The 25,838-nt window shown below is 66.2% G+C and carries 24 protein-coding genes and 1 pseudogene; 13 read left to right on the top strand and 12 right to left on the bottom strand.

From position 1 onward, the window contains the following. Positions 1-8: 8 nt before the first annotated feature. A complete protein-coding gene (locus KSS93_RS07420) occupies positions 9-3,503 on the top strand; it encodes a hypothetical protein (protein WP_217887740.1) in 3,495 nt (1,164 codons plus the stop codon). Here KSS93_RS07420 and KSS93_RS07425 read toward each other — a convergent pair. Together KSS93_RS07425 and KSS93_RS07430 are read right to left on the bottom strand one after the other, a co-directional pair. After that, entirely contained in the window at positions 3,500-4,267 is a 768-nt protein-coding gene (locus KSS93_RS07425) for a S8/S53 family peptidase (RefSeq protein ID WP_217887741.1), read from the bottom strand. The two genes, KSS93_RS07420 and KSS93_RS07425, sit on opposite strands and share 4 nt — an antisense overlap. 52 nt (positions 4,268-4,319) lie before the next feature. Further along, a complete protein-coding gene (locus KSS93_RS07430) occupies positions 4,320-5,807 on the bottom strand; it encodes a methylenetetrahydrofolate reductase C-terminal domain-containing protein (protein ID WP_217887742.1) in 1,488 nt (495 codons plus the stop codon). A 307-nt stretch (positions 5,808-6,114) separates the two neighbouring features. On the opposite strand from KSS93_RS07430, the pseudogene KSS93_RS07435 reads away from it, so the two are divergent. The 3 genes and pseudogenes from KSS93_RS07435 to KSS93_RS26775 all read left to right on the top strand — a co-directional run. Continuing rightward, positions 6,115-7,110: pseudogene (locus KSS93_RS07435) on the top strand (5-methyltetrahydropteroyltriglutamate--homocysteine S-methyltransferase); the annotation flags it as partial. Between the two features lie 392 nt (positions 7,111-7,502). Then, positions 7,503-7,904, top strand: a complete 402-nt coding sequence (locus KSS93_RS07440; protein WP_367616825.1) for a histidine phosphatase family protein — start codon at positions 7,503-7,505, stop codon at positions 7,902-7,904. Then, positions 7,901-8,029, top strand: coding sequence for a hypothetical protein (locus KSS93_RS26775; protein ID WP_367616826.1), 129 nt, complete (start codon positions 7,901-7,903; stop codon positions 8,027-8,029). Before KSS93_RS07440 ends, KSS93_RS26775 begins: the two co-directional genes overlap by 4 nt. Before the next feature lie 365 nt (positions 8,030-8,394). Here KSS93_RS26775 and KSS93_RS07445 read toward each other — a convergent pair whose 3' ends face one another. Beyond that, on the bottom strand, positions 8,395-9,351 hold the full coding sequence (locus KSS93_RS07445; protein ID WP_217887743.1) for an arsenic resistance protein: 957 nt from the start codon (positions 9,349-9,351) through the stop codon (positions 8,395-8,397). 76 nt (positions 9,352-9,427) lie between these two features. On the opposite strand from KSS93_RS07445, the gene KSS93_RS07450 reads away from it, so the two are divergent. Then, positions 9,428-10,135 carry an SDR family NAD(P)-dependent oxidoreductase gene (locus tag KSS93_RS07450; protein ID WP_217887744.1) on the top strand — a complete coding sequence of 236 codons (708 nt, stop codon included), beginning with the start codon at positions 9,428-9,430 and terminating at the stop codon, positions 10,133-10,135. A 109-nt stretch (positions 10,136-10,244) separates the two neighbouring features. On the opposite strand, the gene KSS93_RS07455 is transcribed toward KSS93_RS07450, so the two are convergent. After that, positions 10,245-11,423 carry an acetyl-CoA C-acetyltransferase gene (locus KSS93_RS07455; RefSeq protein ID WP_217887745.1) on the bottom strand — a complete coding sequence of 393 codons (1,179 nt, stop codon included), beginning with the start codon at positions 11,421-11,423 and terminating at the stop codon, positions 10,245-10,247. A 264-nt stretch (positions 11,424-11,687) separates the two neighbouring features. After that, the gene (locus tag KSS93_RS07460; protein WP_217887746.1) at positions 11,688-12,752 is read right to left on the bottom strand and encodes a hypothetical protein; all 1,065 of its coding nucleotides are present in this window, start codon (positions 12,750-12,752) and stop codon (positions 11,688-11,690) included. Positions 12,753-12,964: 212 nt separating this feature from the next. Between KSS93_RS07460 and fabV the strand changes: the two genes are divergently transcribed. Both fabV and KSS93_RS07470 read left to right on the top strand, forming a co-directional pair. Further along, positions 12,965-14,176, top strand: a complete 1,212-nt coding sequence (gene fabV / locus KSS93_RS07465; RefSeq protein ID WP_217887747.1) for an enoyl-ACP reductase FabV — start codon at positions 12,965-12,967, stop codon at positions 14,174-14,176. A 167-nt stretch (positions 14,177-14,343) separates the two neighbouring features. Continuing rightward, positions 14,344-15,252 carry an alpha/beta hydrolase family protein gene (locus KSS93_RS07470; protein ID WP_217887748.1) on the top strand — a complete coding sequence of 303 codons (909 nt, stop codon included), beginning with the start codon at positions 14,344-14,346 and terminating at the stop codon, positions 15,250-15,252. 113 nt (positions 15,253-15,365) lie between these two features. On the opposite strand, the gene KSS93_RS07475 is transcribed toward KSS93_RS07470, so the two are convergent. The 5 genes from KSS93_RS07475 to KSS93_RS07495 form a co-directional block, all read right to left on the bottom strand. Beyond that, entirely contained in the window at positions 15,366-15,707 is a 342-nt protein-coding gene (locus tag KSS93_RS07475) for a HopJ type III effector protein (protein WP_217841805.1), read from the bottom strand. Next, positions 15,700-15,996 (bottom strand): DUF1244 domain-containing protein, encoded by a 297-nt coding sequence (locus KSS93_RS07480; RefSeq protein WP_217841806.1) that lies wholly within the window; start codon positions 15,994-15,996, stop codon positions 15,700-15,702. The genes KSS93_RS07475 and KSS93_RS07480 overlap by 8 nt, the downstream gene beginning before the upstream one ends. Before the next feature lie 9 nt (positions 15,997-16,005). Beyond that, positions 16,006-16,698 carry a dihydromonapterin reductase gene (gene folM / locus KSS93_RS07485; RefSeq protein WP_217887749.1) on the bottom strand — a complete coding sequence of 231 codons (693 nt, stop codon included), beginning with the start codon at positions 16,696-16,698 and terminating at the stop codon, positions 16,006-16,008. A 46-nt stretch (positions 16,699-16,744) separates the two neighbouring features. Then, on the bottom strand, positions 16,745-17,320 hold the full coding sequence (locus tag KSS93_RS07490) for a putative antibiotic biosynthesis monooxygenase (protein WP_217887750.1): 576 nt from the start codon (positions 17,318-17,320) through the stop codon (positions 16,745-16,747). A gap of 173 nt (positions 17,321-17,493) precedes the next feature. Beyond that, the gene (locus tag KSS93_RS07495) at positions 17,494-18,111 is read right to left on the bottom strand and encodes a hypothetical protein (protein ID WP_217887751.1); all 618 of its coding nucleotides are present in this window, start codon (positions 18,109-18,111) and stop codon (positions 17,494-17,496) included. Between the two features lie 204 nt (positions 18,112-18,315). Between KSS93_RS07495 and KSS93_RS07500 the strand changes: the two genes are divergently transcribed. Then, positions 18,316-18,771, top strand: a complete 456-nt coding sequence (locus KSS93_RS07500; RefSeq protein ID WP_217887752.1) for a flavodoxin — start codon at positions 18,316-18,318, stop codon at positions 18,769-18,771. Positions 18,772-19,059: 288 nt separating this feature from the next. Here the strand turns inward: KSS93_RS07500 and KSS93_RS07505 are convergent, their stop codons facing one another. Continuing rightward, positions 19,060-19,938 (bottom strand): LysR family transcriptional regulator, encoded by an 879-nt coding sequence (locus tag KSS93_RS07505; protein WP_217887753.1) that lies wholly within the window; start codon positions 19,936-19,938, stop codon positions 19,060-19,062. A gap of 99 nt (positions 19,939-20,037) precedes the next feature. Between KSS93_RS07505 and KSS93_RS07510 the strand changes: the two genes are divergently transcribed. The 4 genes from KSS93_RS07510 to KSS93_RS07525 all read left to right on the top strand — a co-directional run bounded on the left by KSS93_RS07510 (position 20,038) and on the right by KSS93_RS07525 (position 23,211). Continuing rightward, positions 20,038-20,424, top strand: coding sequence for a CidA/LrgA family protein (locus KSS93_RS07510; RefSeq protein WP_217887754.1), 387 nt, complete (start codon positions 20,038-20,040; stop codon positions 20,422-20,424). After that, positions 20,414-21,100, top strand: a complete 687-nt coding sequence (locus KSS93_RS07515; RefSeq protein WP_217841813.1) for an LrgB family protein — start codon at positions 20,414-20,416, stop codon at positions 21,098-21,100. Before KSS93_RS07510 ends, KSS93_RS07515 begins: the two co-directional genes overlap by 11 nt. Positions 21,101-21,274: 174 nt before the next feature. After that, entirely contained in the window at positions 21,275-22,180 is a 906-nt protein-coding gene (locus KSS93_RS07520; protein ID WP_217887755.1) for an alpha/beta fold hydrolase, read from the top strand. A 116-nt stretch (positions 22,181-22,296) separates the two neighbouring features. Next, a complete protein-coding gene (locus KSS93_RS07525) occupies positions 22,297-23,211 on the top strand; it encodes an SDR family oxidoreductase (protein WP_217887756.1) in 915 nt (304 codons plus the stop codon). A 347-nt stretch (positions 23,212-23,558) separates the two neighbouring features. Here KSS93_RS07525 and KSS93_RS07530 read toward each other — a convergent pair whose 3' ends face one another. Next, positions 23,559-24,341 carry an IclR family transcriptional regulator gene (locus KSS93_RS07530; protein WP_217887757.1) on the bottom strand — a complete coding sequence of 261 codons (783 nt, stop codon included), beginning with the start codon at positions 24,339-24,341 and terminating at the stop codon, positions 23,559-23,561. A 195-nt stretch (positions 24,342-24,536) separates the two neighbouring features. Here KSS93_RS07530 and hmgA point away from each other — a divergent pair, with 195 nt between their 5' ends. Beyond that, positions 24,537-25,838 (top strand): homogentisate 1,2-dioxygenase, encoded by a 1,302-nt coding sequence (hmgA, locus tag KSS93_RS07535; RefSeq protein WP_217887758.1) that lies wholly within the window; start codon positions 24,537-24,539, stop codon positions 25,836-25,838.

A 25,838-nucleotide genomic window follows, 5' to 3' on the forward strand; every position in this document is an offset into this window, starting at 1 on the left:
AGACTGCCATGGAACGCAAACCGAATATCGTGCAGGTCGATGCGCTCGACCACAAACAGGCGCTACACAGCAGCTTCACCGTCGGCAACGACGTCATCGACTACATCGAACCGGCCCGCACCTTCGGCCGCGATGACCTGATCGACCCACAGGCCAAAGGCCGCTTCCAGCAGCGCATGAGTGCCTTGCCCGACCGCCGCGGCCCTATGGTACAGCCCATGGTCCTGAGCCTGGGCAAGCAGCACCAGCTGTCGCTGGTACGCCGTGACGCCGACAGCTCGGCGGGCTGGCAGCGTGTTGCAGTACACGACAAGGTCGTGGCTTTCGCCACGGCCTGGGCAAGCGTCGGCGGCAAGGAGCTGACCACCCTCGCCGTTGCCCTGGACGAAGGCGGCGGCGCCTCGCGGCTGCTGGTGGCCTACGACTTCGATGCCCAGCGTGCCGACTGGAGCCAGCTGCCGTGGCGCGACTACGGCACCCGCCAGGGCTTGGTGATCGATGCCATCCGCCTGCTGCGCGGTGATGACGGCATCTGGACGGTGCTGCTCAGTGCCGCTGGCGATGGCGAGCAGGACGCCTACCTGGTGCGCAGCGATACACCGGCCTCGTTGAGCCAGCACAGCCTGGTGTTCAGCGTTGCCCGCGACATGAGCGAAATCTTCGACTTCAACATTGGCATGCTGTCGCGCAAGCCGGTGCTGCATGTCATTGGCACCGGTAGCGTGAAGAGCACCCGGTTGCTCAACGCACGGGTGGTACCGACCTTCGAGAACGGCCCGTCCATCACCGGGGTACTGCCCTTCGAATGCCCGGCGGGCGGCAAGGTCCTGGCCATGGGCCAGACGCGCAAGGCGGGCACCGACCTGTACGTGGGCGGCAAAGGGGTCTGGCGGCTGCCTGCCGAGCAGCTGCGCAAACAGGACGACGCGGTGTTCGAAGCGGTCATCCCGGCCAGCCTGGCCGAGGATGTGCTGCAACTGAGTGTCTGCGAAACGCCAGAAGGCGCCACCAGTGCCTGGGCCCTGCGCAGTGACGGCGTGGTGCTGATGTGTCACCGCCCGAGCCTGGCCGAGCGCTGGAGCGAAGCGACCGCCATCCGCAACAAGGTTATCGACCTGGCCCCGGTGGTGGGGGACGACAAGCTCACCAGCGGCGTGTTGGTGGTCTACGAAAGCGGCGTGGCGGGCCATCTTTGGCGTGACGCCGGCGGGCTTTGGCAAGAAACCGAAATCCGTGTGTCCGACCCGCAGTCCTCGGCCAGCATCACCTGTTTCTCCACCAACATCAGTGTGCTCGACCACGGCGGTATTCCCCGCAGCGATGCGGCTGTGCTGCTGCGCAGCTCGGTGCTGTCCACCCTGGTGGTCAATGGCCGCAGCGTGTTCGTCGGCCCGCAAGACCCGGTACGGGTGCGGACCGACCTCAGCGGCAACCTGCGCATCTTCAACCGCGCGCTGTCGTTCACTCCAGCTTCCTACGAACTGGCCTTCGAAGGCCTGGAGCAGGTGCTGGAAATCAACCCGGCCGTCTCGCTGTACCAGCGCTTTACCCGCATGAGTACCCAGGAGCTGCAAAAAGCCGAGCTGCTGCCGGAGGAGTATCGCGGAAAAAGTGGCGCGCAATCGGTCGATGCGCTGCTCAGTGCCTTGCGCCAGGTAGCGGCGCTGGCCGGCGGTGACCAGGCCAGCGGCGTTCGCCTGCGTGCCCCGGCCCATGCATTTGCCTCAGCCCTCGATACCCGTCACGTCGCCGATGATTTCTGCCTGGCGGTGTCCGGCTCCGGCGATGGTCAGTTGCGTACCGCATCTTCCTCGCCCCAGGTTCAGGCATCGGCGGCGGCTGTCGCCTTGCCAGGCCTTGGCCAGTCGCTGTCCGACCTGCTCGAAGGGCTCTGGCAGCATGCCCGCTCGGCGGTGTCGTTCGTTATTCGCAAGGTGCAGGGCGCGGTGGAGTTCGTCTGCGAAATCGCCGGCAAGGTGAAGCGCTTCGTGGTCGACACCCTGGAAAAAATCGGCGGCTTCTTCAGCTGGTTGTGGCAGCAGGTGCGCACGGCGGCCGAAAAGGTCTGGAGCTACGCCAAGTTCCTCTTCGACTGGGGCGACATCACGGCGGTGCGCAACACCATGGCCGAGTTCGTCGAAGAAGAGCTGACCTTGCTGGTCAAGCGGGTCAGTAGCTTGAGCGGCAAGGTTACCCCGGCGTTCGACCACGCCATTGCCTCCATCGAGGCACAGTGCGTGGCTTTGGGCGTGAGCCCGGAAAAAAGCCAGGTATTGCTCGAGCCTGGTTCTGGCGAGGTGACCCAGGCCCAGCGCAAGGCCCCGAGCAAGCAGGATGCCTCGCGCAGCGGCCCGGGCGGCGGCATGACCGACCTGCTCGGCAGCATCCTCGAACTGGTGGTCAAGGTTGAGGTGCCGTCGCCAAGCGGCGAGTTCGAAAGCCTGTTCGACCTGCTGGGCAAACAGATGGACGCACTTTCCGGCTACGGCACCGACATCAAGGAAAGCTTCAAGCATATATTCGGCCCCGACGGCTTCACCCTGGCCGACCTGGACCTCGACAAGATCCAGCGCATTCTGTACTCGCTGGTGCTGAACCTGGCCAAGCGCGCAACCGAGATGACCCGCAACGTGGTCACGCACCTGATCAACTCGGTGGCGGGCCTGGTCGACCTGATGCGCCGGATCCTGTTCACAACCATCCGCTTCCCGTTCATCGAGAAGACCTTCGCCCTGCTGACCGGCAAGCCGGTGGACACCGGCGTACGGCTGATCGACATCGTGCTGTTCGTGCCGTCGGTGCTCGGCACCATCACCTACAAACTGTTCATGGGTAACAGCCCGCTGCAGCCGGTGCTGGCCAGCCGGCCACCGATCAACGGTGCGCTGGCTGCGCAGTCCAGCGCCAACCCGTCGGCCTTCGAGTACCTCAAGGATGTGGTCACCACTTACATCGGCATGGGCATGATGTCCAAGGGCATGGCCTCGGCCTCGACCGGGGTCAAGGCGCAGACGGCGACCAAAGGGGTCGATTGCCTGCTGCTGACCGCCAAGACCGTGCTGCTCCTGTTCAAGACGCCCTGGCGCTCCGACGGTGCTCCGCTGGAGGCGGCCGACCGCTGCCGGTACACCACGTTCTACATCGGTGTGGCAGGTATCGCCTACCAGGGCTGGCACCTGTACAAGGGGCGCAAGAGCGAGCTGTCGCAGTTCGAGGATGACAACCTCTACTCGACATTGCTGGCGGCGGCTGTGGAGATGCTCCTGACCACCTTGCAGTCGATCACCAAGGTGGTGACTCTGGGCTACGACAAGCAGGCCAACGGCTGGGAGACGTTGCAGGTCGTCGCCCGCAACAGTGCCCAGACCGCCTACAAGGCGTGCCTGTTCCTGCCTGATCCGGTCAGCCGCACCAAGGTCATGGTGGCGGCCACGGCGGGGGGCTTCACCTTCGACTACCTGGTGGGCATGGTACGCCACGGCGTCCAGACCCCCAGGGTCTAGCCCGGCGTCATTGCATCGGCCAGCACGGGCCAGGTTTGCCCGTGCGGGTCGGTCCAGGGGCGGCTGGCCTGCTGCACGCAGGCCTGCACGCTGATGCCCGGCTGCATCTGTTGCAGGCAGGCCATCTGCCCGGCGGCCCGGGCGGTGGCGCCACTGGTCTGGCCCGGCGCGCCGGGGCGGGCCAACAGCCGTGTCGCGCAAGCCGAGCCTGCGCGCGCTGCCAGCCGCTTGCTCACCGGGTGCAACCCCGGGGGGCCGTCTGCTGCCAGAGCCCCTACGCTGACCACATCCCTCAAGATTGCTGGCCAGGCCATGCCTTGCTGGTGTTCGTCGCTGGCAAGGTGGTTGCGGTTGCCTGCCGGCATCAAGGTCGGCACCCTGGCCTGGCGCAGGCTTGCCACATGCCTGGCCAGCAACGAGAGGTGATAGGCGTCGTCATCCAGATGCAGGGCGTTATCTGCCAGGGGCGCGCAGATCAGCGTGATGCCCAGCGCTTGGCGCTGCTCGCTCAGCCAGCCGAAGACCCAATCCAGCCGGTCGATATCGTTCAGGTGACCATACTGGTCCAGCAGCCTGACGACGAACAGTTGCCCCTGCGGGCAGCTTTCGTGGAGAGTGCGCGCCATGGCCGTGCCATGGCTGTGTTCATCAGCCTGGAAGGTGTGCCGTGCGCCTTCGCCGCTGAAGTTGATACCGCCTGCCACAAAGCCTGGCGGCAGTGCAGAACCGGCTATCCCATCGTCGATCAGGCAAATCATGGCCATGTGCCCTTGCCGCAAAAGCGCAGGCTAGCACGGCCGCCAACGGTGCGGCCTATCAGTCATTACACTCGGTGGCCGCTGCCGGCTGCGTGCCTGGCCGCTCGGTAGCGCCTGGCGCAAACCACCCCGGCCACGAACTACGCTGGCGCCCCTCCACCTGCACGCAGGGTATCAGCCGCTCCACCAGCACCTCGGTGCGTCCGACGCCCACTGCCAGCCGGTACTTGGCGCTGTGCACGCATTCGCGGTCGCCAAACTCGCAACGGTCCAGGCGCGTTCCGCCACAGGGCCCGTTGGCCAGGCCCTTGGGGCAGGTCTCGGGGCAGATGTACAGGGTGTCTTCCAGCCGGCAACTGCCGCAGGTATCGCAGCCCACCATTGGCCGTTTGATGCGCCGCTCCAGCTGGTGCAGCCACTGCGCGGCCGTGGAGTTGGCCCACAGCGGCCGGGTCACCGCCCAGCCGAACGCCTTGCTCAGCGCGGTGCTGCGGCTGAACAGCTGGTGGTGCATGGCCGACAGCAGGTGGTAGCGGGCTTTTTCTTTGGTTGATTCGCTGATCTGCCGTTGCCCCAGGCGCCAGTCCTGCCCGGGCGGGTGGAAGGTGACCGGCGCGGTGCCCGGCTGTTGCCAGGCGTCCAGCCAGGCCTGGGCCCAGCTGTCCAGGTCCTGGTACAGCGGCTGCAGCGCGGTGATGGCCTGCTCCAGCGCCTCGAACTGCTCCACGTCGTGAATGCCCGACAGGTGCACCCCGGCATAGCCCATCAACCGCAGGCCGATCACCTGCAACGCCAACCGGTGGTTGCCGCGCTCCTTGGCGTACTGCTTGGACACCGCGGCCTCGGCCGCCAGCAGCGCGCGCATCGACGGGGTCACGGTGACCCCGGCCACCTGCTCGAGCATCGCCGCGCGGCCGTCGGTCAACGCCATGATGCAGGCCATCAAGGGTTTCGGCTGTGGCTGGCGTTGCATCCAGTCCAGGGCTTCCTGGTGCTTGGCCATGTCAAAGCCCAGTTGCAGGATCAGCAGGTCGGCGCCGGCGGCAAGTTTCTTTTGCGCCTTGAAGTACTGCGCGCCGCCTTCGGCCTCGCGGTACTTGAACGGGTTCAAGGCTGCTGCCAGCAGCCAGTGCGGGCGGGCCTGGCGGGCGATCTGCAGCGCCGCCACCGACTCCAGGTAGCGCACCGGGCGCTGGCCCGGTGTGTGCCCGGGCAGGCGGTCGCCGGTCAGCAGCAACAGCTGGTCCAGCCCGGCGGCGTCCATGCGTTGCAGCTGCGCCAGCAGGTCGCGGCGCTCGCGGTCTTTACCTGAAAAGTGCAGCAGCGCGGGCACCGGTTGCTGCAGGCTGGTGAAGGCGTCCAGCGGCGACAGGTCCAGCGCGCTGCCAACCCGGTCGCCGATCGCCACGGTCATCGGCCAGCCGCACAGCTGCTGGCGCGCCATCAAGGTTTCCAGGGTGGCGAAGCGCGCGGCAGAAGGTTTGGGCACGAACTCCAGGATGCAGGCGAAAGCGTTGGCGTCCAGGGTCGATTTCAGCAGGCTCATGGTGGGGCTACCGGGTTGGGGCAGGGTGGCAGTGTGGAGCATGGGCGGGCAGGGTGGCATGTCTGGATGCGCGGCGCAGTGTGCTGGTTGAGACATTCGGCTGGCCTGTTACGGCCCTATCGCCGGCAAGCCGGCTCCTACAGGTGATCGCGCTCGCCTGTAGGAGCCGGCTTGCCGGCGATAGGGCCCTTGAATTCAATCCATCATGAACAACTCTTATGTTCATCTCAAATTTTATGAGTTTGTCTCACTCAATCCACACCGCCAAAATCACCTCATTCATTTTCAGGATTCAAGGAACACGCACATGGCACTGGCACACACCCTGGGTTTCCCGCACTCCGGCCGCGAGCGTGAGCTGGAAAACGCCCGGGAAGCCTTCTGCAAGGGTGAGCTCGACGAAGCCGGCCTGCGTGCCGTGGGCCGCAACCTGCGCGCCGCCCACTGGCAGCTGCAGAAGGCCGCCGGTATCGACCTGCTGCCGGTGGGCGACTTCGCCTGGCACGACCTGTTGCTCGAGCATTCGTTGACCTTCGGCGTCATCGCGCCCCAGCCCGGCCTGCACACCCTGTTCGCCCTGGCCGACGCCCAGCAGAGCGCCCCCGAGTTCACCCTCGACCAGCCCTTCACCCTCAGCTGCGAGCAACTGTTCGAGGAGGTCGACGAAGCCCTGGCCCTGGGCCATGCGGTCAAACCGGTGATCATCGGCCCGCTCAGCTACCTGTGGCAGGGCAGCGCCAAGGGCGAAGGCTTCGACAAGCTCGAACTGCTCGAGCGCCTGCTGCCGGTGTACGACCAGGTCCTCAACCGCCTGGCCAGCCAAGGTGTGGAGTGGGTGCAGATCGACGAGCCGATCCTCGCCCTAGACCTGCCACAGGACTGGAAGAACGCCTACGAGCGGGTTTACAACATCCTCCAGCGCGCGCCGCTGAAAAAGCTCATCGCCATCTGCTTCGGCGGTCTTGACGCTAACCTGGGCCTGGCTGCCAACCTGCCGGTGGACGGCTTGCACATCGACCTGGTGAGCGCCCCGGAGCAGTTCCCGACCATCCTCGACCGCCTGCCGGCCTACAAGGTGCTGTCGCTGGGCGTGGTTGACGGCCGCAACGGCGGGCGTTGCGACCTGGGCCAGGCACTGGACGTGCTGCGCCACGCCCACGAACGCCTGGGCGAGCGCCTGTGGGTGGCGCCGTCGTGTTCGCTGTTGGTCGGCGAGCTGAAAGAGGCCGTACACAAATGCCAGGAAGTAGCCCAGCTGGCCAAGCAAGCCGAGCAGCCCGAACCCGCCCGCGCCCTGTGCGCCTGAGCCATTCAGGCCTGCGCTGTATCTGTAGCCGGCTTGCCGGCGATGAGGCCTGCCCAGGCAACAGATCACCTGAGCCTGGCCCCGGCGGCGCCGGTGATCGCCGGCAAGCCGGCTCTCATAGAACTGCACACAACTCATTGATTTAGCAAGGACCTGTGGGAGCGGGCTTGTCGGGGTGCCGAACCACCGCGAAGCAGGCGACGCGGTGTCTGGCACCGGCTTCGCCGGTGTTCGCGGGCAAGCCCGCTCCCACAGGGGCCGCGGCGGGCTCGTGCCCAGTTCTCTGCGCGACAGCGCAGCCCAAAGGGCTGGGTGATCTCCTACAAGGGCCCGACAATCACGGCGACTTCGACTAAAGTGCCCGGACCCTGCCGCCGAAGGCCGCCCGCATGCCGCCAATCCACCTCACCCTCATCTGCCACGCCCAAACCGACGCCCAGCGCCTGGGCCGCTTCGCCCAGGCCGACGACCCGCTGCGCGAGCCGCCACCCCCGCTGGCGGGGTTATCCACAACCGCCCGCACCCTCACCGCACCGGAGCTACGCACCCGGCAAACCGCCGAAGGCCTGGGCGCCAGCGTGGATCAAGCCCTGCACGACTACGACCTGGGCACCTGGCAGGGCCTGGCGCTCAAGCACCTCGACCCGGCCCTGTTGCAAGCCCGGCTGGCCGACCCCCACGCCGCGCCCCACGGTGGCGAAACCATCGCTGCCTTGTGCCAGCGCGTGGCGCACTGGATGGACAGCGCTTTGACACCGGGCGAATGGAGCGCGATCACCAACCGTTCGTGATCCGCGCAGCGATGCTGCACGCGCTGGGCGCGCCGCTGGATTGCTTCCACAAGATCGACGTGCTGCCGCTGGCGCGGGTGTGTTTCAGCCACTACGGGCAATGGCGGTTGCAGCTGCCTGGCTGACCCTCAGAATGCCAGCACCTGCACCGGCCCCATCGCCGGCACGAAGGCCATGCGATCCCTGAAGGAGATCACCCAGCCCTTCGGGCTGCGCTGTCGCGCAGAGAACTGGTCTCGCCGATGCACCGCGCGCCCTGTGGGAAGCGGCCTTGTGTCGCGATGGGACGCGAAGCGGCCCCAAGGCCCCGGCCCCATGCAAAATTGCCGGGGCTGCTGCGCAGCCCATCGCGACACAAGGCCGCTTCCCACAGAATCTTCGTTAAATCAAAGAGTTGTGATTTGTTCCATAGGAGCCGGCTTGCCGGCGATGAGGCCAGAACAGGCAACACAAGGCAGAAGCGTCCCCAGCGACCCAGGCAGACAAGCAATCAACCCTTGATCACCCTAGGCACCACCCGCACGTACACCAGCTCACTCACCAGCTCCACCAGGGTCTGGCAAATCACCGCCGCCGCCGCCAGCGCGCGGATCGGCTCCGGCAGCGCCAGGGCCAGGGGCAGCACCACCAGCGAATTGCGCGTCGCCGCACTGAAGGTCACCGCCCGCGCCTCACCCGCCGGCAAGCGCAGCAGCCGCGCCGCCGCCAGCCCCAGCAGCGGCGCCAGCACGGCAAACCCTGCATACACCGGCAACACCGGCAGCAGCTCGCCCAGCCGGCTGGCCACCACGCCCACCTGCGAGCCGATCACCGCCACCAGCACCAGCGCCATGGCCGGCACCGGCAGCCAGGCCCAGGCGTCGTTCCACCTGGCCACCAACGCCGAACGCCGGGCCCCGGCGCTAGTCATCACTGCCAGCAGCAGCGGTAGCGCAATCAACAGCACAAATGCCTCGAAAAACGGTGCCAACTGGATCTCGACCTCGCCCGTACCTGCAAGCATCAACGCCAGGTACAACGGCAGCAGCGCCAGTTGCAGCAGCAACAGCACCGGCGTTGCCGCAAGTGTAAGGCGCGACTCGCCCTTGCCGATGTGGGTGAACACCACCACGTAGTCGATGCACGGCGTCAGCAGCACCAAAAGCGCCCCGGCCAGCAGCGCCGGGTGGGCGGCAAGCCCGCGGGTGCCGGCCCACACCAGCAGCGGCACCAGCACGAAGTTGGCCAGCAGCAGCGCGGCCATGAAGCGCCGGTTGCCCAGCCCTGCGCGCAGGTCGAGGAAGGGAATCTGCAAGAACATCGCGTACATCAGCACGGCGATGGCCGGGGTCACCAGCAGCTCCAACGACCGGGCGGCGCTGGGGGCCAGCAGGCCGACGGCGGCGGCAATCGCCACGGCGATGAAGTAGACGGGTATCTGGTTGCGTTCGAGCTGCTCTCTGTCCACGGGCGTCCTGGCAATGGCGGGTGGCGGGGTAGGCCGGGCAGGGTACTATCTGGCGCAGTCCATAGGGAGTGGCAGCATGCGAATACTGGTAGTAGGTGCAAGCAAAGGATTGGGCCGGGCGCTGGTCGAGGGCCTTGGCGGAGCGGGCGATACGCTGATCGGCGTGGCCCGCACCCGGCCTGCGCAGGGGGCGAGGCAGGTGCAGTGGGTAGAGGCTGACCTTGCCCGGCCGCGTGAGGCGGCAGCGGCCATCTTCGAGGCGGTGGCCGCAGGCGGGTTGGACGTACTGGTGTACAACGTCGGCCTGTGGGAGGCGCGGGCCTTCGAGGACGATTACTGCTTTGTCGATGATGACGACCAACACATCGAGCACATGGTCGGCTGCAACCTCACCGCGCCGTTGCTGCTGATCAAGCGCCTGCTGCCGGTGCTGCTCGACAGCCCGCGCCCGCGCATCATTCTCACCGGTTCCACCTCGGGCTTGCCCGGTAGCGGCCGGCCCGAGGTGGCCTTCGGGGTCAGCAAGTTCGGTTTGCGCGGTATCGCCGAAGCACTGCGCGAAGGCTACCGCCAACAGGGGCTGGGGGTCAGTTGCCTGAACCTCGGCTACCTCAACACCGAGGACGGCCTGGATGTGCCGTTGGCCGATGCCGAGCGCAAAGGGCAGGGTGCGTTGATTCCGCTGCACGACGTGGTGCAGGTGTGCCGGATGATGCTCAGCCTGTCATCGGCCAGCTACGTGCGCGACATCACCCTGCCGGCCATTCGCGACGAGCGGTTCTGAGCCCACTGGCCCCATCGCCGGCTACAGAGGTACACGCCCCCTGTAGGAGCCGGCTTGCCGGCGATAGGGCCATCAAACACACCGCTGTTATTGCAGCTAACAGCAAAAATCAGCGCTCGATCGCCAACGCCACGCCCTGCCCGCCACCAATACACAGCGTGGCCAGGCCCTTCTTGGCATCGCGCTTGATCATCTCGTGCAGCAGGGTCACCAGCACCCGGCAGCCCGAGGCGCCAATCGGGTGGCCCAGGGCAATGGCGCCGCCGTTGACGTTGACCTTGGCCGCATCCCACTCCAGCCCCTTGCCCACCGCCAGCGCCTGGGCGGCGAAGGCTTCGTTGGCTTCGATCAGGTCCAGCTCGCTCAACTGCCAGCCGGCCTTGGCCAGGCAGCGCCGGGTGGCCGACACCGGGCCGATGCCCATGATTGCCGGGTCTACCCCGGCGCTGGCGTAGGCGGCAACCTTGGCCAACACCGGCAGGCCCAGGGCCTGGGCCTTGCTGGCGCTCATCAGTAGCACCGCAGCGGCGCCGTCGTTCAGGCTGGAGGCGTTGCCGGCGGTGACGCTGCCGTCTTTCTTGAACGCCGCGCGCAGCTTGCCGAGGGATTCGGCGGTGGTGCCGGCGCGGGGCTGCTCGTCGGTGTCGAACACCAGTGGCTCGCCCTTTTTCTGCGCAATGTGGATGGGGGTGATTTCAGCCTGGAAGCGCCCGGCCTCGATGGCCGCCACGGCCTTTTGCTGGGAGGCGGCAGCGAAGGCGTCCTGCTGCTCGCGGGTGAGCTGGTACTTGTCCACCAGGTTTTCGGCGGTGATGCCCATGTGGTAGTCGTTGAAGGCATCCCACAGGCCGTCAGTGATCATGCTGTCGAGCATCTGGCCATGGCCCATGCGCTGGCCGGTACGTGCGCTGGGCAGCACGTAGGGGGCCAGGCTCATGTTCTCCTGGCCGCCGGCAATCACCACCTCGGCATCGCCGCAGCGGATCGCCTGGGCAGCCAGGTGCAGGGCCTTGAGGCCCGAGCCGCAGACCTTGTTCAGGGTCAGCGCCGGCACTTCGAAGGGCAGGCCGGCCTTCACTGCGGCCTGGCGCGCCGGGTTTTGCCCGGCTCCGGCGGTGAGCACCTGGCCGAGGATCACCTCGTCGACCTGGGCCGGGTCCAGGCCGGTCTGCTCGAGCAACTGGCGGATCACCGCTGCGCCCAGCTCCACGGCAGGCACGTTGGCCAGGGCCCCCTGGAAGCTGCCGATGGCAGTGCGGGTGGCGGCGACGATGACGGCTTCGTTCATTGTTGTTCTCCGGAAGATGGGCACGATCGATCGCCACAGCATCCCTGCGCGGCGCTCATTTGAGAAGTTTGTTTTTCTTTGTGATTGATCGGGTTTGTAAATGAATGGGGCAGTTCTGGAGGTATCCACTGTTTCTGGTACCCAGCAAAGGCCTGTGGGAGCGGGTTTACCCGCGAACACCGGCATAGCCGGTGCCAACCACCGCGTCGCCTGCTTCGCGGCTAAAGCCCACACACAGGGGAGTGCCATCCATCGCGGAGGCTGTCAGAACTTCACCGCACTGTAAGCAAACTCATCCGGCCCGCTGGCCTGGCTGTTGGTGCTGCTGCCGACCTGCATGCGGTCATCGTCATGCACGATCAGCAAGGTCGAGGCGTCCAGCACTTCCAGGCCCTCCGGCTTGTTGCCAAAACGCAGCGGCGCGCCCATGCCATCGACGAACAGTTCGGGAGTGACCGGCTTGCGCGCCAGCAGCGGCCGTATCGGGATCGACCACAGGTAACCGCCGATGGAGGTTTCATCCTCGAAGCTGGTCAGGGCCAGCAGGGCGTCGTGGTTGAAACGGTCATACTCGATCGAGGACAGCCCCAGCGGTTTGCCCTCGCCGGGCACTTGCGGGGTGAATTCGAACAACAGCTCGAAATCGCCTTGCAGGCGCAGCATGTCCTTGTCGATGCTGAACGGCGCCGCCAGGATCTTGAACACGTCACTGGCGCTTTGGTAATCCTGCCCCTGTTTGCGGATACCCAGCAGCAGGCGGTTGCCCGGTGCCACCGACAGCCCCTCGACCTGGAAGAACGGCGCCCCCACGGCCCTGGCGATCTGCTCGCGCAGGGCGCGCGAACTGGTGATGCCCTGGCGGGTCGAGGGGGCCGCCACCCGGGCGTTTTCCGGCTGGTTGGCCGGCCAGAACAGCAGGGTGCTGTAGGCATCGGAACTGGCATCGCGCTCATCGCCCGCCCGGTTGAATCCGGTGCTGGCGATCACATGCAGCCCGTCGAGGGTCAGGGTCATGGCTTCGAGCTTGTGGCTCTGGTCGATGGCCGGGCTTCTGAGGTAAGTCGGCGGTGCATCACCGATGCGGTCCTTCTCCAGTGGCAGGCTGAACAGCGTCGAGCCGCCGGGCATCGGCTTGTCGTTGGCGAGGATCAGGCGATCGCCAACCCGAACCATGGCCGACACCTCGCAAACGGTAGTGTCGCTGGCTTGCGCAGGCTGCTGGCAGTGCGCGGTGCCGTGCTCCACGGCGTCGGCCATGCGCGTGGGGTGGGCCAGGGCATTGTGGCTGGCCAGTATCAGGCTGGCGGCCAGCAGGGTGGTGCGAATCATCGGGCGTCTCCTTGCAGGGTGGCTGCGCAGCGTGCGCAGTCACAGCCAGGCAAGCGAGAGGGCAGTGATTCCGGGTGGGGCGGTTTTGCATCCCCGGCCTCACCCCGTAATATGTGTCGGATTACGTTCGGGGGTAGTCTCACCCTCCAGATCAAACGCAAACGCCCCGTATGCGGGCGCTTGCTCAGCCTAAACCTGACGAGGTACAGACATTGGCCATCATTCATCCCAAGGTTCGCGGTTTCATCTGCACCACGACTCACCCCAAGGGCTGCGAGCTCAACGTCCGTGACCAGATCGAAGCCACCCGCAAGCTGGGCGTGCGCGAGGATGGTCCGAAGAAAGTCCTGGTGATCGGTGCCTCCAGCGGCTACGGCCTGGCAGCTCGCATCACCGCAGCGTTCGGCTTCAAGGCCGACACCTTGGGCGTGTTCTTCGAAAAGCCGGGCAGCGAGACCAAGGCCGGTACCGCCGGCTGGTACAACTCGGCGGCGTTCGACAAGTTCGCCAAGGCCGAAGGCCTGTACAGCAAGTCGATCAACGGTGATGCCTTCTCCGACGAAGCCCGCGCCAAGGTCATCGAGCTGATCAAGAACGAAATGGGCGGCAAGGTCGACCTGGTCATCTACTCGCTGGCCTCGCCGGTGCGCAAGCTGCCGCAGACCGGTGAAGTGATCCGTTCGGCGCTCAAGCCGATCGGCCAGCCGTACAAGTCGACCGCCATCGACACCAACAAGGACACCATCATCGAGGCCAGCATCGAGCCGGCCACCGAGCAGGAAATCGCCGACACCGTCACCGTCATGGGTGGCCAGGACTGGCAGCTGTGGATCGACGCCCTGGCCGGCGCCGATGTGCTGGCCGAAGGCGCCCGTACCGTGGCCTTCAGCTACATCGGCACCGAAATCACCTGGCCGATCTACTGGCACGGTGCCCTGGGCCAGGCCAAGCAGGACCTGGACGAAACCGCCCTGCGCCTGGACAAGAAGCTGGCCGGTGAAGTGAAAGGCGGCGCCAACGTGGCGGTGCTCAAGTCGGTGGTTACCCAGGCCAGCTCGGCCATCCCGGTGATGCCGCTGTACCTGTCGATGGTGTTCAAGATCATGCAGCAGAAGGGTGTCCACGAAGGCACCCAGGACCAGCTCGACCGCATGTTCCGCGAGCGTATGTACCGCGCCGACGGCGCCCCGGCCGAAGTGGACGAGAAAGCCCGCCTGCGCCTGGACGACTGGGAACTGCGCGACGACGTACAGGACGCCTGCAAGGCCATGTGGCCGCAGGTGACCACCGAGAACCTGTTCGAGCTGACCGACTACGCCGGTTACAAGAAGCAGTTCCTCAACCTGTTCGGCTTCGAGCGCGCTGACGTCAACTACGACGAAGACGTGGCCACCGACGTGAAGTTCGACTGCATCGAGCTGTAATCGTCCAAGGCCTGTACCGGCCTCTTCGCGGGCAAGCCCGCTCCCACAGGGTCAGCATTGCCTGTACGGCAACGAAGTTTCTGTGGGAGCGGGCTTGCCCGTGAAAGGGCCGGTACAGGCGACATTATTTTTGCTAGCGTTGGCGCACTAACCCAAAGAAGCGCGCCATGAGCAGCCACATCCATTGCGCCACCCCCTTCAGCCACACCGCCGCCGACGGCTACCGCCTCGCCGGTTTTCGCTGGCGCCATGACGCCCCCGATTCCCAGCGCCCGCTGGTGATCATCAACGCCGCTACTTCGGTGCGCTGCCGTTACTACTCGCGCTTTGCCGACTACCTGTTCGCCCAGGGCTTCGACGTGCTCACCTACGACTACCGTGGCATCGGCGAATCGCGCCCGGCGTCCTTGCGCGGCTTCCAGGCCTCGTGGAGCGACTGGGGGCGGCTGGACTTCGAAGCCATGTTGCAGCTGGCCGCAGCCGAGCACCCCGGCCAGCCGGTGCATGTGGTCGGCCACAGCTTCGGCGGCTGGGCCCTGGGCCTGGCGCCGTCGGCGGCTCAGGTGCGCCATGCGGTGCTGGTGGGCGCGCAGTTTGCCTACTGGCGCGACTATGCGGCCGGCCAGCGCTGGCGGCTGTACGGCAAGTGGCATGTGGTGATGCCGCTGCTGACCCGGCTGTTCGGTTATTTCCCTGGCAAGCGCCTGGGTTGGCTGGAGGATACGCCGGCGGGTGTGGTGCATGACTGGAGCACGCCCACGGCGCGCTACGAGCACCGCCCCAGCGGGCGTTCACTGCAAGCGCTGCCGTTCGCCCACGTGCGTGCGGCCACGCTGGCGGTGAGCCTGACCGACGACCCGTTCGGCACCGTGGCGGCCACCGAGCGCCTGCTCGCGTACCTGCACGCAGGCGAACGCCGCCACCTGCGGGTGGCACCTGGGGATATTGCAGTGGGTGAGATCGGCCACTTCGCGTTCTTTCACGAGCGCTTTCGCCACAGCCTGTGGCCGATCGCGCTGGGCTGGCTGCAGGCCGGGCAGTTGGCCGACCCGGTGCCGGGCAGGGTCATCAGCTGAGTGCCCATTCTCGGGGGATGTGGTACCCGTGCAGGAGCGGCCTTGCGCCGCGATGGGCCGCTCCTACAGGGTACGCGGTGCGCCTGCGTACCCGGTTCGCGGCGCGGCTGCTATCAGCCCTTGCGCGCCAACGGCTGCGCGGCGAACTTGACGCCCGCCAGGCCGTGCTTGATCAGCGCACGGATGTTGCCATGGTCGCTGCCCTCGGGGGTGGCGACCACGCTGCGGTAGTGCTCGCCGAAGGCCAGCAGCGCTTCCTGGTCGCTCAAACCTTCGAGCAGTGCCAGGCCCAGGGTCTTGCACGAGCCTTCGTTCTGCCCGGCGGCGTTGTGCACCTCGCCGTTGTCGAAGGCTTGTTGCTGGTAGCTGTAGTGCTCGGCAATGAACGCCAGGGTGTCGGCAAACACGTGTTCGCCGCTGGCCAGGCTGCTGCGCAGGGTGTTCAGGTCAGTCACGGGGTTTTCCTTGTTCGAACGCCGCCTGTTGCTCGGCGCTGGCTTCTTTCTGGTATTGGGCTTTCCACTCGGCGTAGGGCATGCCGTACACCGCTTCGCGGGCGTCATCCAGGGTCAGGTCGACCTGGCGCTCGTCGGCGGCGGCCTTGTACCACTTGGACAGGCAGTTGCGGCAAAAGCCGGAGAGGTTCATCAGGTCGATGTTCTGCACGTCGGTGCGCTTTTGCAGGTGTTCGACCAGGCGCCGGAACGCGGCGGCTTCGAGTTCGAGTTGTTGTTGCGGGGTCATGGGCGTGCCTCAGGTCATGCGGTTCTTCAAGTGGCGGCCACCGTTGATGACCACCTGGCTGCCGGTGCTGTACTGGCTTTGCAGCAAGAACAGCACGGCATCGATCAGCGGCCGGGCGCCGGGTTCGAATTCCAGCAGGGCTTTTTTCAGGGTCTGCTGGCGGTACTGCTCGTCGCCGTCTTCCTTGAGGATCAGCAGGCCGGGCAGGATACCGTTGACGCGCACGCTCGGCGCGTACTTTTCGGCGAACGACAGCACCATGTTCTGCAGCGCGGCCTTGGTGGCGGCGTAGCCGATGTGGCTCTTGCTGCCGCGCGAGGAGGTTTCGTCGCAGATGTGGATGATGTCGGCCTTCTCTACCTTGCCCAGCAATGTGCCCAGGGCGAGGTTGAGGTGGTAGGGCGCCTCGACGTGCAGGCGAAACATGGTCTGCAGGTTGTCGAGGTTGTCGTCCAGCCACAGCGAGGCGTTGTGAATCACCGCGCGCAGGCCGTCGTAATGGCTGTGCAGGTGGTCGATCAGTGCCTGGCGCTCGGCGGCCACGGTCAGGTCGGCCTGGAACTGGCGGATGTTCGGGTGGGCCGCTTGCGAATGGATCTGGCGGCTGGCGCTGACCACCGTATGGCCGGCCTGCGCCAGTTCCAGCGCCAGGGCCAGCCCGACACGCTGGCTGGCTCCGGTGATGAGGATTGGGCTGTTCATGTTCGGGGCGGTCTGTGGTTTTTGCGGATGCCCCAGCATACCCGAACTAGGTGCCCTTGCGAGCCTCGCGGGCGCTGCCCGTGCGGGCCTTGGGCGCGGCGTTGAGCCAGCCGGCCAGAAGGCGGGTGGACAGCGGGATGAACAGGTACACCATCAGCGGCGTCAGGGCCAGGGTGCTCAGCAGTACCCGCGGTAGCAGATCAAGGGCCCCCAGCCAGTGGCCGAACAGCGCGTTGAACAGCAGTGATACCGGGAAGAACGCCAGCCAGATGGCCGTGGCCTGCTTCCAGCGCGGCGGTTTTTGCACCGTATGGGTGCCGAACCAGTCGTCGATGCCACTCACGCGTGCCTCGACAGGGCGTTCGAACAGGCCGTCGCCACGTTGCAACCAGGCCCGGCGCGATGCCGAATGCTCCCAGGCGTGCATGGTCTGCGCGTTGGTGAAGCGGAAGATGATCTGGAATTCGTCGCTTTCGGCGGGCGGGGCGAGGATGCCCGAGCCGAGGTAGCCGGTGAAGTCGGTGGCCAGCTGCTCGCCTTCGTGCAGCCAGGCCAGCAGGTCCTGGTAGCGGCCGTGGGCGGCGCGGCGCGACACCATCAGGGTGACGGGGTGGGTAGACATCGTGTATCTCCTGGCGGCGGGGCTGGCGGGTAGCCGGCCCCTATGGCATGCAGCCCGGGGTGGTGGGCGGCGCAGGCTTGCTTGCAAGAATCGGGCGCGGATTATCGCTGAAAAGCGGTTACAGGCAACCATTATGGAAGTAGGAGCGGCCTAGACGGCGGGGCGGGATGCGGTCAGACCGCAACCTGCGCATGCAGCTCAGGGTGCGCCTGGCGATGCGCTTGCAGAATGTACTCGCGCAGCCGCTCGATGTCTTCGGCCGGGCTGCGGGTCAGGTCGTAGGCGGCCAGGTCCGGGCCGATGCGCCGTTGCAGCACGCCGCTCAGGCCGATGGCCGGGATGCCTTCGGGGGCAAAATGCAGGTCGAAGCGCGGCGGGGCTTCGGGCAGGCCGCGGATTTCCAGCAGTACGCCCTTGAACGAGATATCGCGTACCCACAGCTGGCTGGGTTGGTGGTGGTCGTCCAGCAGCGCGGCGGGTTTCGCCAGCGACAGGCGCCAGGGCCGCAGCATCGGGCCGTCTTCATAGATGTCCGGTGCGCCCAGTTGCAGGTGCATGGAATGGAATTCGTCTTCGACCAGTTGCAGCGGGAAGCTGAGCTGCTGGTTGTTGAAGTTCGCCTGCAACGTTACCTGCTCGTTGGCCACCAGGCGGGTGAGCAAGTCCTTCAGCCGGCGGTCGCCATTGACCAAAAGGCTCGACATGGGGTCGGCCATGTTCAGCTGGGGGATGTGCTGCATGTCCTGGATGAAGTCCAGCTCGTCCTGGGAGAGGAGGGCATCTGCTTGCATGGTCGAACTCGGTGGCAATCGAAAATGGCGATTTCTTCACGGCGATTGACCGCGGCGAATGCGTTTGGTTCAGGTCATTGGTCGGGTCGGGCGACGGGCTGTCGCAAAGGGCTGCCAGGCCTGTGACTTTTGGCGTAGGCGGCCTTTTGCCACTGTTGGGTGCTAGTATCCTACGTTTTCACTCAGTTTCGGAACGCTTACCCGATGAAAGTCGCCATTATTTCCGGCTCCGTATATGGCACCGCCGAAGAAGTTGCCCGCCACGCCGAGTCGGTGCTCAAAGCCGCCGGCTTCGAAGCCTGGCACGCCGCCCGCGCCACCCTGCAGGACCTCGAGGGCTTTGCCCCGCAGGCGCTGCTGGCAGTGACCTCGACTACCGGCATGGGCGAGCTGCCCGACAGCCTGATGCCGCTGTACAGCAGCATTCGCGACACCCTGCCGGCAGCCTGGCGCGGCCTGCCGGGTGCGGTGATCGGCCTGGGCGATTCGAGTTATGGCGACACGTATTGCGGCGGTGGCGAGCAACTGCGCGAGCTGTTCGCCGAGCTGGGTGTGAACGAGGTGCTGCCGATGCTGCGCCTGGACGCCAGCGAAACCGTCACCCCCGAGACCGATGCCGAGCCTTGGCTGGCCGAGTTTGCGCAAGCCCTGAAGGGCTGATTTTGCTTGCTCTGGCCTTATCGCCGGCAAGCCGGCTCTCATAGAGCTGCACATAACTCATTGATTTAGCAGGGGCCTGTGGGAAGCGGCCTAGTGTCGCGATGGGCTGCGCAGCAGCCCCGGCAATTTTGAATGAGGCTGAGGCCTTGGGGCCGCTTCGCGCCCCATCTCGACCGGACGGCGCCCCGGCAAGGCCGCTTCCCACCGGGACCGTGTTAAATCAATAAGTTGTAGTTTGCTCTATGAGCCGGCTTGCCGGCGATAGGGCCGGTACAGCAGACCCGCTTCTCAATCCCGCTCACGCAACAGCGCCAACCACGCCTGCGCCGCCCGCGACAGGTACGCCCCGCGCCGCCAGATGAACGCAATGTCCCAGCGCAGGTAATCCGGCGCGCGCAATGGCAGCCGCACCACCCCCGGCCGCTCCAGCGCCCGCGCGACAATCGCCGGCAGCAGTACCACCCCTTGCCCGGCGGCCACCAGCGCCGCCAAAAAGTCTGCCTGCCCGCTGCGCCCGCCTTCCTTGGGGGTAAAGCCTTCCTGCTGGCAGGCGCTGAGCAACCGGTCATTGAGCACGAAGCTGCGCTGGTACAGCAAAAACGGCGTCTCGGCCAACTGCGCCAGCGCCACCTCGGGCAACCCGGCCAACGGGTGATCGGCCGGCAGCAGGGCATCCAGCGGCTCGTTGCAAAACGGCTGGTAGTCGAACGCCGGGTCGCTCGGCGTCAGGCTGCCGCCCAGCTCCAGTTCGCCACTGTTGACCGCCTGCTCGACCAGGCGGCTGCCACCTTCGAACAGTTGGATGTGGATGTTCGGGTAGCGCCGCCGGTATTCGGCGAACAGCCCGGCAAACAGCGCGTCGCTGCCCAGCAGCGGCAAGCCCAGGCGCAACTCGCCACGGGCCATCTGGCCCAGGTCGTCCAGCTCGTTCAGCAGTTCCTGGCGCTGGCGCAGCAGCACCTCGCCACGCTCCAGTACGATGCGCCCGGCGGCGGTCAGGTGCAGTTGCGAGCCGTGGCGCTCGAGCAGCGGCTGGCCGATGCTGTGTTCCAGCTGGGCGACCTGCTTGCTGACCGCCGACTGGCTGATGTGCAAGGTGCCGGCGGCCTGGGTGAAGCCGCCCTTGTGCACCACTTCGATGAAGCTGCGCAGTTGTTTGAAGTCCATGCCTTGAATTCCATATTGGAATGGCATCAAGTCTAACAATTCGCTTCTGGCGTGGCTGGCCGACTTTTACAATGGCCATGTTGTCGAGGAACCCCCGCCATGAACCCTGCATTACTGAAGAAAACCCTGCGCCTGCTGCTTGAGCTTGCGGTGCTGCTCGCCCTGTTTCTGATCGGTGGCCAGCTCGCCGCCTGGCTTGGCTGGCCGATCCCGGGCGGCGTGATGGGCCTGGCCCTGCTGCTGATCCTGTTCGCCACCGGCCTGCTCAAGCCCGCCGCCCTGCAGCTGGGCGCCGGCTGGCTGATGGCCGAGATGCTGCTGTTTTTCATCCCCGCGCTGATGAGCCTGCTGGACTACGGCAGCCTGCTGCGCAGCGAGGGCTGGCGCATCCTGCTGGTGATCGCGGTGAGCACGCTGTTGGTGATGCTGGTCACCGCCATCACCGTGGAAGCGGTGTGCCGCTGGAGGTTGCGCCATGAACCTTGAACCCATGTCGCTGTTCTGGCTGGCCTTCACCCTGGCCGCCTATCTGGGCAGCCGCTGGCTGTACCGGCGCACCGGGCGTTACCTGCTGTCGCCGTTGATTCTGGTGCCGGCGCTGCTGCTGGCGGTGGCGGTGCCGCTGCACACCGCCTATGCCGAGTACGCGCGCAACACCCACTGGCTGATGGGCGTGCTGGGCCCGGTGACGGTGGCGTTCGCGGTGCCCATCTGGCAACAGCGCGCCTTGCTGGCGCGGCACTGGCCGGCGCTGCTGGTGGGCATGCTGGCCGGCAGCGTGGCGTCGATCGGCAGCTCTTGGGCGCTGGCCCATGGCCTTGCGCTGGACGAGTCGGTGAGCCTGTCGCTGCTGCCGCGCTCCATCACCACCCCCTTCGCCATGCCGGTGGCCCAGGACCTGGGCGGGGTGCCGGAGCTCACCGCGGTGTTCGTGATGTTCACCGGCGTGCTCGGCGCGATGTTCGGCGGCATCCTGCTGCGCTGGTTACCACTGCGCACGCCGCTGGCCCGCGGCGCGCTGTTCGGTGTCGGCGCCCACGGCGCCGGTGTCAGCCGGGCCCGCGAAGTGGGCCGCGAAGAGGGCTCGGTGGCGGGCCTGGTGATGGTGCTGACCGGCCTGCTCAACCTGTTCGCCGCGCCCTTGCTGGTGATGCTGGTGTGACCGTTCGTGCCACCGGCTCGCTCGGTCATCAGGCTGGCTGCCAAGGCGACTTAATACCTTGGTATTGCCTCCTACACTGAGCCTCGACATAGAGAGCACATGCATGTGCCGAGGTGAACCTGCAATGAACGCAGCCTTGCCCTATTCCGACACTTACACACCGGGAAGACCCTGATGCCACTGGCTGAAATTCCACTGTGCGTCTGGCGCACCCGGAGCCAGGGTTTCACCTTCCGGGGCCAGAGCATCCGTTACTGGACAGCAGGGCATGGAGAGCCTCTGCTATTGCTTCACGGTTTCCCCACCGCCAGCTGGGATTGGCACTACCTGTGGGCACCGTTAACCCAACGTTTTCGCGTGGTCGCCTGCGACATGCTCGGCTTCGGCGATTCGGCCAAGCCGCCAGACCACGACTACAGCCTGCTCGAACAGGCCGACCTGCAGCAGGCGCTGCTGGCTCATCTGAAAATCGACCAGCCGGTGCACCTGCTGGCCCACGACTATGGCGGCAGCGTCGCTCAAGAGCTGCTGGCCCGGCACCACGAACAGCGCCTCGAAATCGCCAGCTGCGTGTTCCTCAACAGCGGGCTGTTCCCCGAGAGCTGCCGCATGCTGTTGATCCAGAAGCTGCTGCTCAGCCGCGTCGGCTGGCTGGTGGGGCGCTCGTTCGGGCGTGACGACCTGGTGCGCAATGTCAGCCAGGTCTACGGGCCCTGCACCCACCCCAGCGAGAGCGCGCTGGACGACCTGTGGAGCCTGATCGTCGCCAACCGGGGCGCGCGCATCCTGCACAAGCTGATCAACTTCATGCCCGAGCGCTTCGCCCAGCGCGAACGCTGGGGCGGCGCCCTGCGCCAGGGCGGCGTGCCGCTGCGCTTCATCAACGGGGTGGTCGACCCGTTGTCCGGGGCGCACATGCTGCAGCGTTACCGGGAGGAGGTGCCCGACCCGGACACCGTCGCCCTGCAGGGCATCGGCCATTACCCGCACACCGAGGCGCCGGTGCAGGTGCTGCGCCATTACCTGGCCTTTCGTGAGCAGCCTTTGACCTACATCCCGCAGAAGGTCGCCTGGTCCTGACCGGGCGATCATCGCGCTGCGTTATCACCCGGCATTCGCCGCGGTGGGCTTGATTGTCCGCGCCCTGCTGCTGGCGGACACTGCCGGGCATCCCTTGACCCGCCGGAGCCCTGCCCATGAGCCAGCCACTCGACCTGCAAGACCGCGTAGTGATCGTCACGGGGGCCGGTGGCGGCCTCGGCCGTGCCCATGCCCTGCTGTTCGCCGCGCGCGGCGCGCGGGTGGTGGTCAACGACCTGGGCGGTTCCACCCACGGCGAAGGCGCCAACCAGTCGGCAGCCGACCGTGTGGTGCAGCAAATCCGCGCTGCCGGCGGCACCGCAGTGGCCAACCACGACTCGGTCACCGACGGCGCGCGTATCGTCGAGCAGGCGCTGGACAGCTTCGGCCGGGTCGATGTGCTGGTGAACAACGCCGGCATCCTGCGTGACAAGACCTTCCACAAGATGGACGACAGCGACTGGGAGCTGGTCTATCAGGTGCACGTGCAGGGTGCCTACAAGGTCACCCACGCCGCCTGGCCGCACCTGCGCGCGCAGAACTGGGGCCGGGTGATCTTCACCGCGTCCACTTCAGGCATTTATGGCAACTTTGGCCAGGCCAACTACGGCATGGCCAAGCTGGGCCTGTACGGGCTGACCCGCACCCTGGCCATCGAGGGCCGCAAGCACGGCATCCTGGTCAACGCCATCGCCCCCACCGGCGGCACCCGCATGACCGAAGGGCTGATCCCGCCGCAGGTGTTCGAGCGCCTCAAGCCCGAGCTGGTCAGCCCGGTGGTGGTGTATCTGGGCAGTGAACAGTGCCAGGACAGCGGCGAGCTGTTCGAGGTGGGCGGTGGCTGGGTCGGCAAGCTGCGTTGGGAGCGCAGCCTGGGGGTGGGCTTCGACCCGCGCGAAGGCTTTACCCCGGAGCAGGTGGCCGACAACTGGGGGCGCATCGGTGATTTCGAAGGGGCTGTGCACCCGCAGGACAGCTTGCAGGCGTTGCAGCAGATGATGGCTAATTTGCAGAAGTACCCGGCGGATTGACCGCGCGCTGCCCGAGCCCTGCGCCGAACCTGTAGGAGCCGGCTTGCCGGCGATAAGGCCGGTCCAGGCAGCACAATTATTCACAGGCATAAAAAAGGCCGCTGCAATCGCAGCGGCCAATCGAGACGTTAGATCAAGGAGCTTCAAAATCAACGTCGGTGAACCTGGGCGGGCGCGAAGTGCAGGGGGGAGAAGCGCTTCGTGCCGGCCAGTGAGATCAGAATAAGCGCTTGATCCCGTGGGAAAAATAGCCTCTTCTGACATTCACCTTTACGTTTCGGGTAAAAGTGGCGGCAGGACTATAACCAAGTCATTTGCTGAATTTGGGTAACGCTTTGTAAGGCTTTTCAATGGTCGCCTGCGAAGCCCATCCGCCAGCTGACCGCCCGGGCTGCGGCCAGCAAGCGCTTGGCGGCCGGGCCGTGTTCGTCGGCATGGAAGATCGAAGTCGGCCCGACCACGGTCATCACCGCCGCCACCTGGCCCATGGCGTTGAACACCGGCGCCGATAGTGCATCCACCCCGGGCATCAGCAAACCATGCACATGGTGCAGGCCGCGCTGGCGGATCTGCTCCAGCAACTGCAGGTAATCGTCTGCGGTCTGGCCCAGGGCGGCCAGCTCGCGGTCGCGCAGCTCGACGGTTTCGCGCGCCGGCAGGTGCGCGGCGAACACAAGCCCGGTGGACGAGCTGAGCAGCGGCAGCACCGAACCGATCTGGGTCACCACCGTCACCGCCCGCACCGCAGGCTCGATGCTCACCACGGTCGCCCCCTGGTTGCCCCATACAGCGATGAAGCAGCTTTCGTTGAGCTCGTCGCGCAGCTCCGACAGCGGCAACGCCGCCACCTTCAGCACATCGATGCTGCCCAGCGCCGCCATACCCACCCGCAACGCCTCGCGGCCCAGGCCGTAATGGTTGGTGGCCGGGTCCTGCTCGGCGAAGCCGCTGGCGATCAGCGCCTGCAAATAGCGATGCACCTTGCTTGCCGGCATGCCGACGTGTTCGGCCAGGCGCGACAGCGAGGTGGACGGCGAAAGCTCGGCCAACGCCTTGAGGATATCGGTGCCGACTTCCGCCGAGCGGACTTTCTGTTTGCCGGTGTCGGCGCTGGTGCTGGCTCTGGCCATGGGCGGGTGTCTGTCCGGATTTTGCGAGGTGGCGCCTTTATAGCTTGACGCCTGCACAGGAGCAAATTACGTTATTCGTAATCTAATTACGATAAAAACAATGCAGACGCGCTGCCAGCCTGCCCTCCGTGGTTGCACCAGGTCGGGCCCCACAGCCAGCTGCCCGTAAAGGCTCCCCGCAGCCCGGAGGCATCGATGACCCGCAGCACCGCCCCAGAACTCGCCTACCTGAGCGGTTTCGGCAACGAATTCGCCAGCGAAGCCCTGCCCGGCGCCCTGCCGGTTGGGCAGAACTCCCCGCAAAAAGCGCCCTACGGGCTGTACGCCGAACTGCTTTCGGGCACCGCGTTCACCATGGCCCGCAGCGAGCTGCGGCGCACCTGGCTGTACCGCATTCGCCCTTCGGCCCTGCACCCGCGCTTCGAGCGCTGCCAGCGCCAGCCGCTGGCCGGCCCGCAGGGGGCGATCAACCCCAACCGGTTGCGCTGGAGCCCGCAGCCGCTGCCAAGCGAGCCCACCGACTTCATCGACGGCTGGTTGCCGATGGTCGCCAATGCCGCCGCCGACAAACCGGCCGGGGTCAGCGTGTACATCTACCGCGCCAACCGCAGCATGGAACGGGTGTTCTTCAATGCCGACGGCGAGCTGCTGCTGGTGCCCGAACAAGGCCGTCTGCGCATTGCCACCGAGCTGGGCGTGCTGGAGGTCGAACCGCTGGAAATCGCAGTGATTCCGCGGGGCATGAAGTTCCGTGTCGAGCTGCCCGATGGCCAGGCCCGTGGCTACATCGCCGAAAACCACGGCGCGCCGCTGCGCCTGCCCGACCTGGGGCCGATCGGCAGCAACGGCCTGGCCAACCCGCGCGACTTCCTCACCCCGGTGGCCCGCTATGAAGAGGCCAGCGGCCCGGTGCAACTGGTGCAAAAATTCCTGGGCGAGCACTGGGCCTGCGAGCTGGCCCATTCGCCGCTGGACGTGGTGGCCTGGCACGGCAGCAACGTGCCGTACAAATACGACCTGCGCCGCTTCAACACCCTCGGCACGGTCAGCTTCGACCACCCCGACCCGTCGATCTTCACCGTGCTGACCTCGCCCACCAGCGTGCATGGCCTGGCGAATATGGACTTCGTGATCTTCCCGCCGCGCTGGATGGTGGCCGAGAACACCTTCCGCCCGCCGTGGTTCCACCGCAACCTGATGAACGAGTTCATGGGCCTGATCCACGGCGCCTACGACGCCAAGGCCGAGGGCTTCCTGCCGGGCGGCGCCTCGCTGCACGGGGTGATGAGCGCCCACGGCCCCGATGCCGAAACCTGCGACAAGGCCATTGCCGCCGAGCTTGCGCCGCACAAGGTCGACAACACCATGGCCTTCATGTTCGAGACCAGCCAGGTGCTGCGCCCGAGCCAGCAGGCCCTCGAAAGCCCGCAGTTGCAGGCTGATTACGACAGTTGCTGGGCCACCCTGCCGAGCACCTTCAACCCGAACCGGAGATAA

It is taken from the genome of Pseudomonas xanthosomatis (assembly GCF_019139835.1).
GTDB classification, from domain to species: Bacteria; Pseudomonadota; Gammaproteobacteria; order Pseudomonadales; family Pseudomonadaceae; genus Aquipseudomonas; species Aquipseudomonas fakonensis.

What these genes read in the sequence shown, in the direction of transcription:
- KSS93_RS07440 (WP_367616825.1), top strand. Translation starts at nt 7,503, where the DNA reads ATGCCGCCAATCCACCTCACCCTCATCTGCCACGCCCAAACCGACGCC.
- KSS93_RS07455 (WP_217887745.1), bottom strand. Translation starts at nt 11,423, where the DNA reads ATGAACGAAGCCGTCATCGTCGCCGCCACCCGCACTGCCATCGGCAGC.
- folM (WP_217887749.1), bottom strand. Translation starts at nt 16,698, where the DNA reads ATGAACAGCCCAATCCTCATCACCGGAGCCAGCCAGCGTGTCGGGCTG.
- KSS93_RS07460 (WP_217887746.1), bottom strand. Translation starts at nt 12,752, where the DNA reads ATGATTCGCACCACCCTGCTGGCCGCCAGCCTGATACTGGCCAGCCAC.
- KSS93_RS07420 (WP_217887740.1), top strand. Translation starts at nt 9, where the DNA reads ATGGAACGCAAACCGAATATCGTGCAGGTCGATGCGCTCGACCACAAA.
- KSS93_RS07430 (WP_217887742.1), bottom strand. Translation starts at nt 5,807, where the DNA reads ATGAGCCTGCTGAAATCGACCCTGGACGCCAACGCTTTCGCCTGCATC.
- KSS93_RS07515 (WP_217841813.1), top strand. Translation starts at nt 20,414, where the DNA reads ATGAACCTTGAACCCATGTCGCTGTTCTGGCTGGCCTTCACCCTGGCC.
- KSS93_RS07530 (WP_217887757.1), bottom strand. Translation starts at nt 24,341, where the DNA reads ATGGCCAGAGCCAGCACCAGCGCCGACACCGGCAAACAGAAAGTCCGC.
- KSS93_RS07425 (WP_217887741.1), bottom strand. Translation starts at nt 4,267, where the DNA reads ATGGCCATGATTTGCCTGATCGACGATGGGATAGCCGGTTCTGCACTG.
- KSS93_RS07495 (WP_217887751.1), bottom strand. Translation starts at nt 18,111, where the DNA reads ATGCAAGCAGATGCCCTCCTCTCCCAGGACGAGCTGGACTTCATCCAG.
- KSS93_RS07520 (WP_217887755.1), top strand. Translation starts at nt 21,275, where the DNA reads ATGCCACTGGCTGAAATTCCACTGTGCGTCTGGCGCACCCGGAGCCAG.
- KSS93_RS07505 (WP_217887753.1), bottom strand. Translation starts at nt 19,938, where the DNA reads ATGGACTTCAAACAACTGCGCAGCTTCATCGAAGTGGTGCACAAGGGC.
- KSS93_RS07510 (WP_217887754.1), top strand. Translation starts at nt 20,038, where the DNA reads ATGAACCCTGCATTACTGAAGAAAACCCTGCGCCTGCTGCTTGAGCTT.
- KSS93_RS07500 (WP_217887752.1), top strand. Translation starts at nt 18,316, where the DNA reads ATGAAAGTCGCCATTATTTCCGGCTCCGTATATGGCACCGCCGAAGAA.
- KSS93_RS07490 (WP_217887750.1), bottom strand. Translation starts at nt 17,320, where the DNA reads ATGTCTACCCACCCCGTCACCCTGATGGTGTCGCGCCGCGCCGCCCAC.
- hmgA (WP_217887758.1), top strand. Translation starts at nt 24,537, where the DNA reads ATGACCCGCAGCACCGCCCCAGAACTCGCCTACCTGAGCGGTTTCGGC.
- KSS93_RS07450 (WP_217887744.1), top strand. Translation starts at nt 9,428, where the DNA reads ATGCGAATACTGGTAGTAGGTGCAAGCAAAGGATTGGGCCGGGCGCTG.
- KSS93_RS07525 (WP_217887756.1), top strand. Translation starts at nt 22,297, where the DNA reads ATGAGCCAGCCACTCGACCTGCAAGACCGCGTAGTGATCGTCACGGGG.
- KSS93_RS07470 (WP_217887748.1), top strand. Translation starts at nt 14,344, where the DNA reads ATGAGCAGCCACATCCATTGCGCCACCCCCTTCAGCCACACCGCCGCC.
- KSS93_RS07480 (WP_217841806.1), bottom strand. Translation starts at nt 15,996, where the DNA reads ATGACCCCGCAACAACAACTCGAACTCGAAGCCGCCGCGTTCCGGCGC.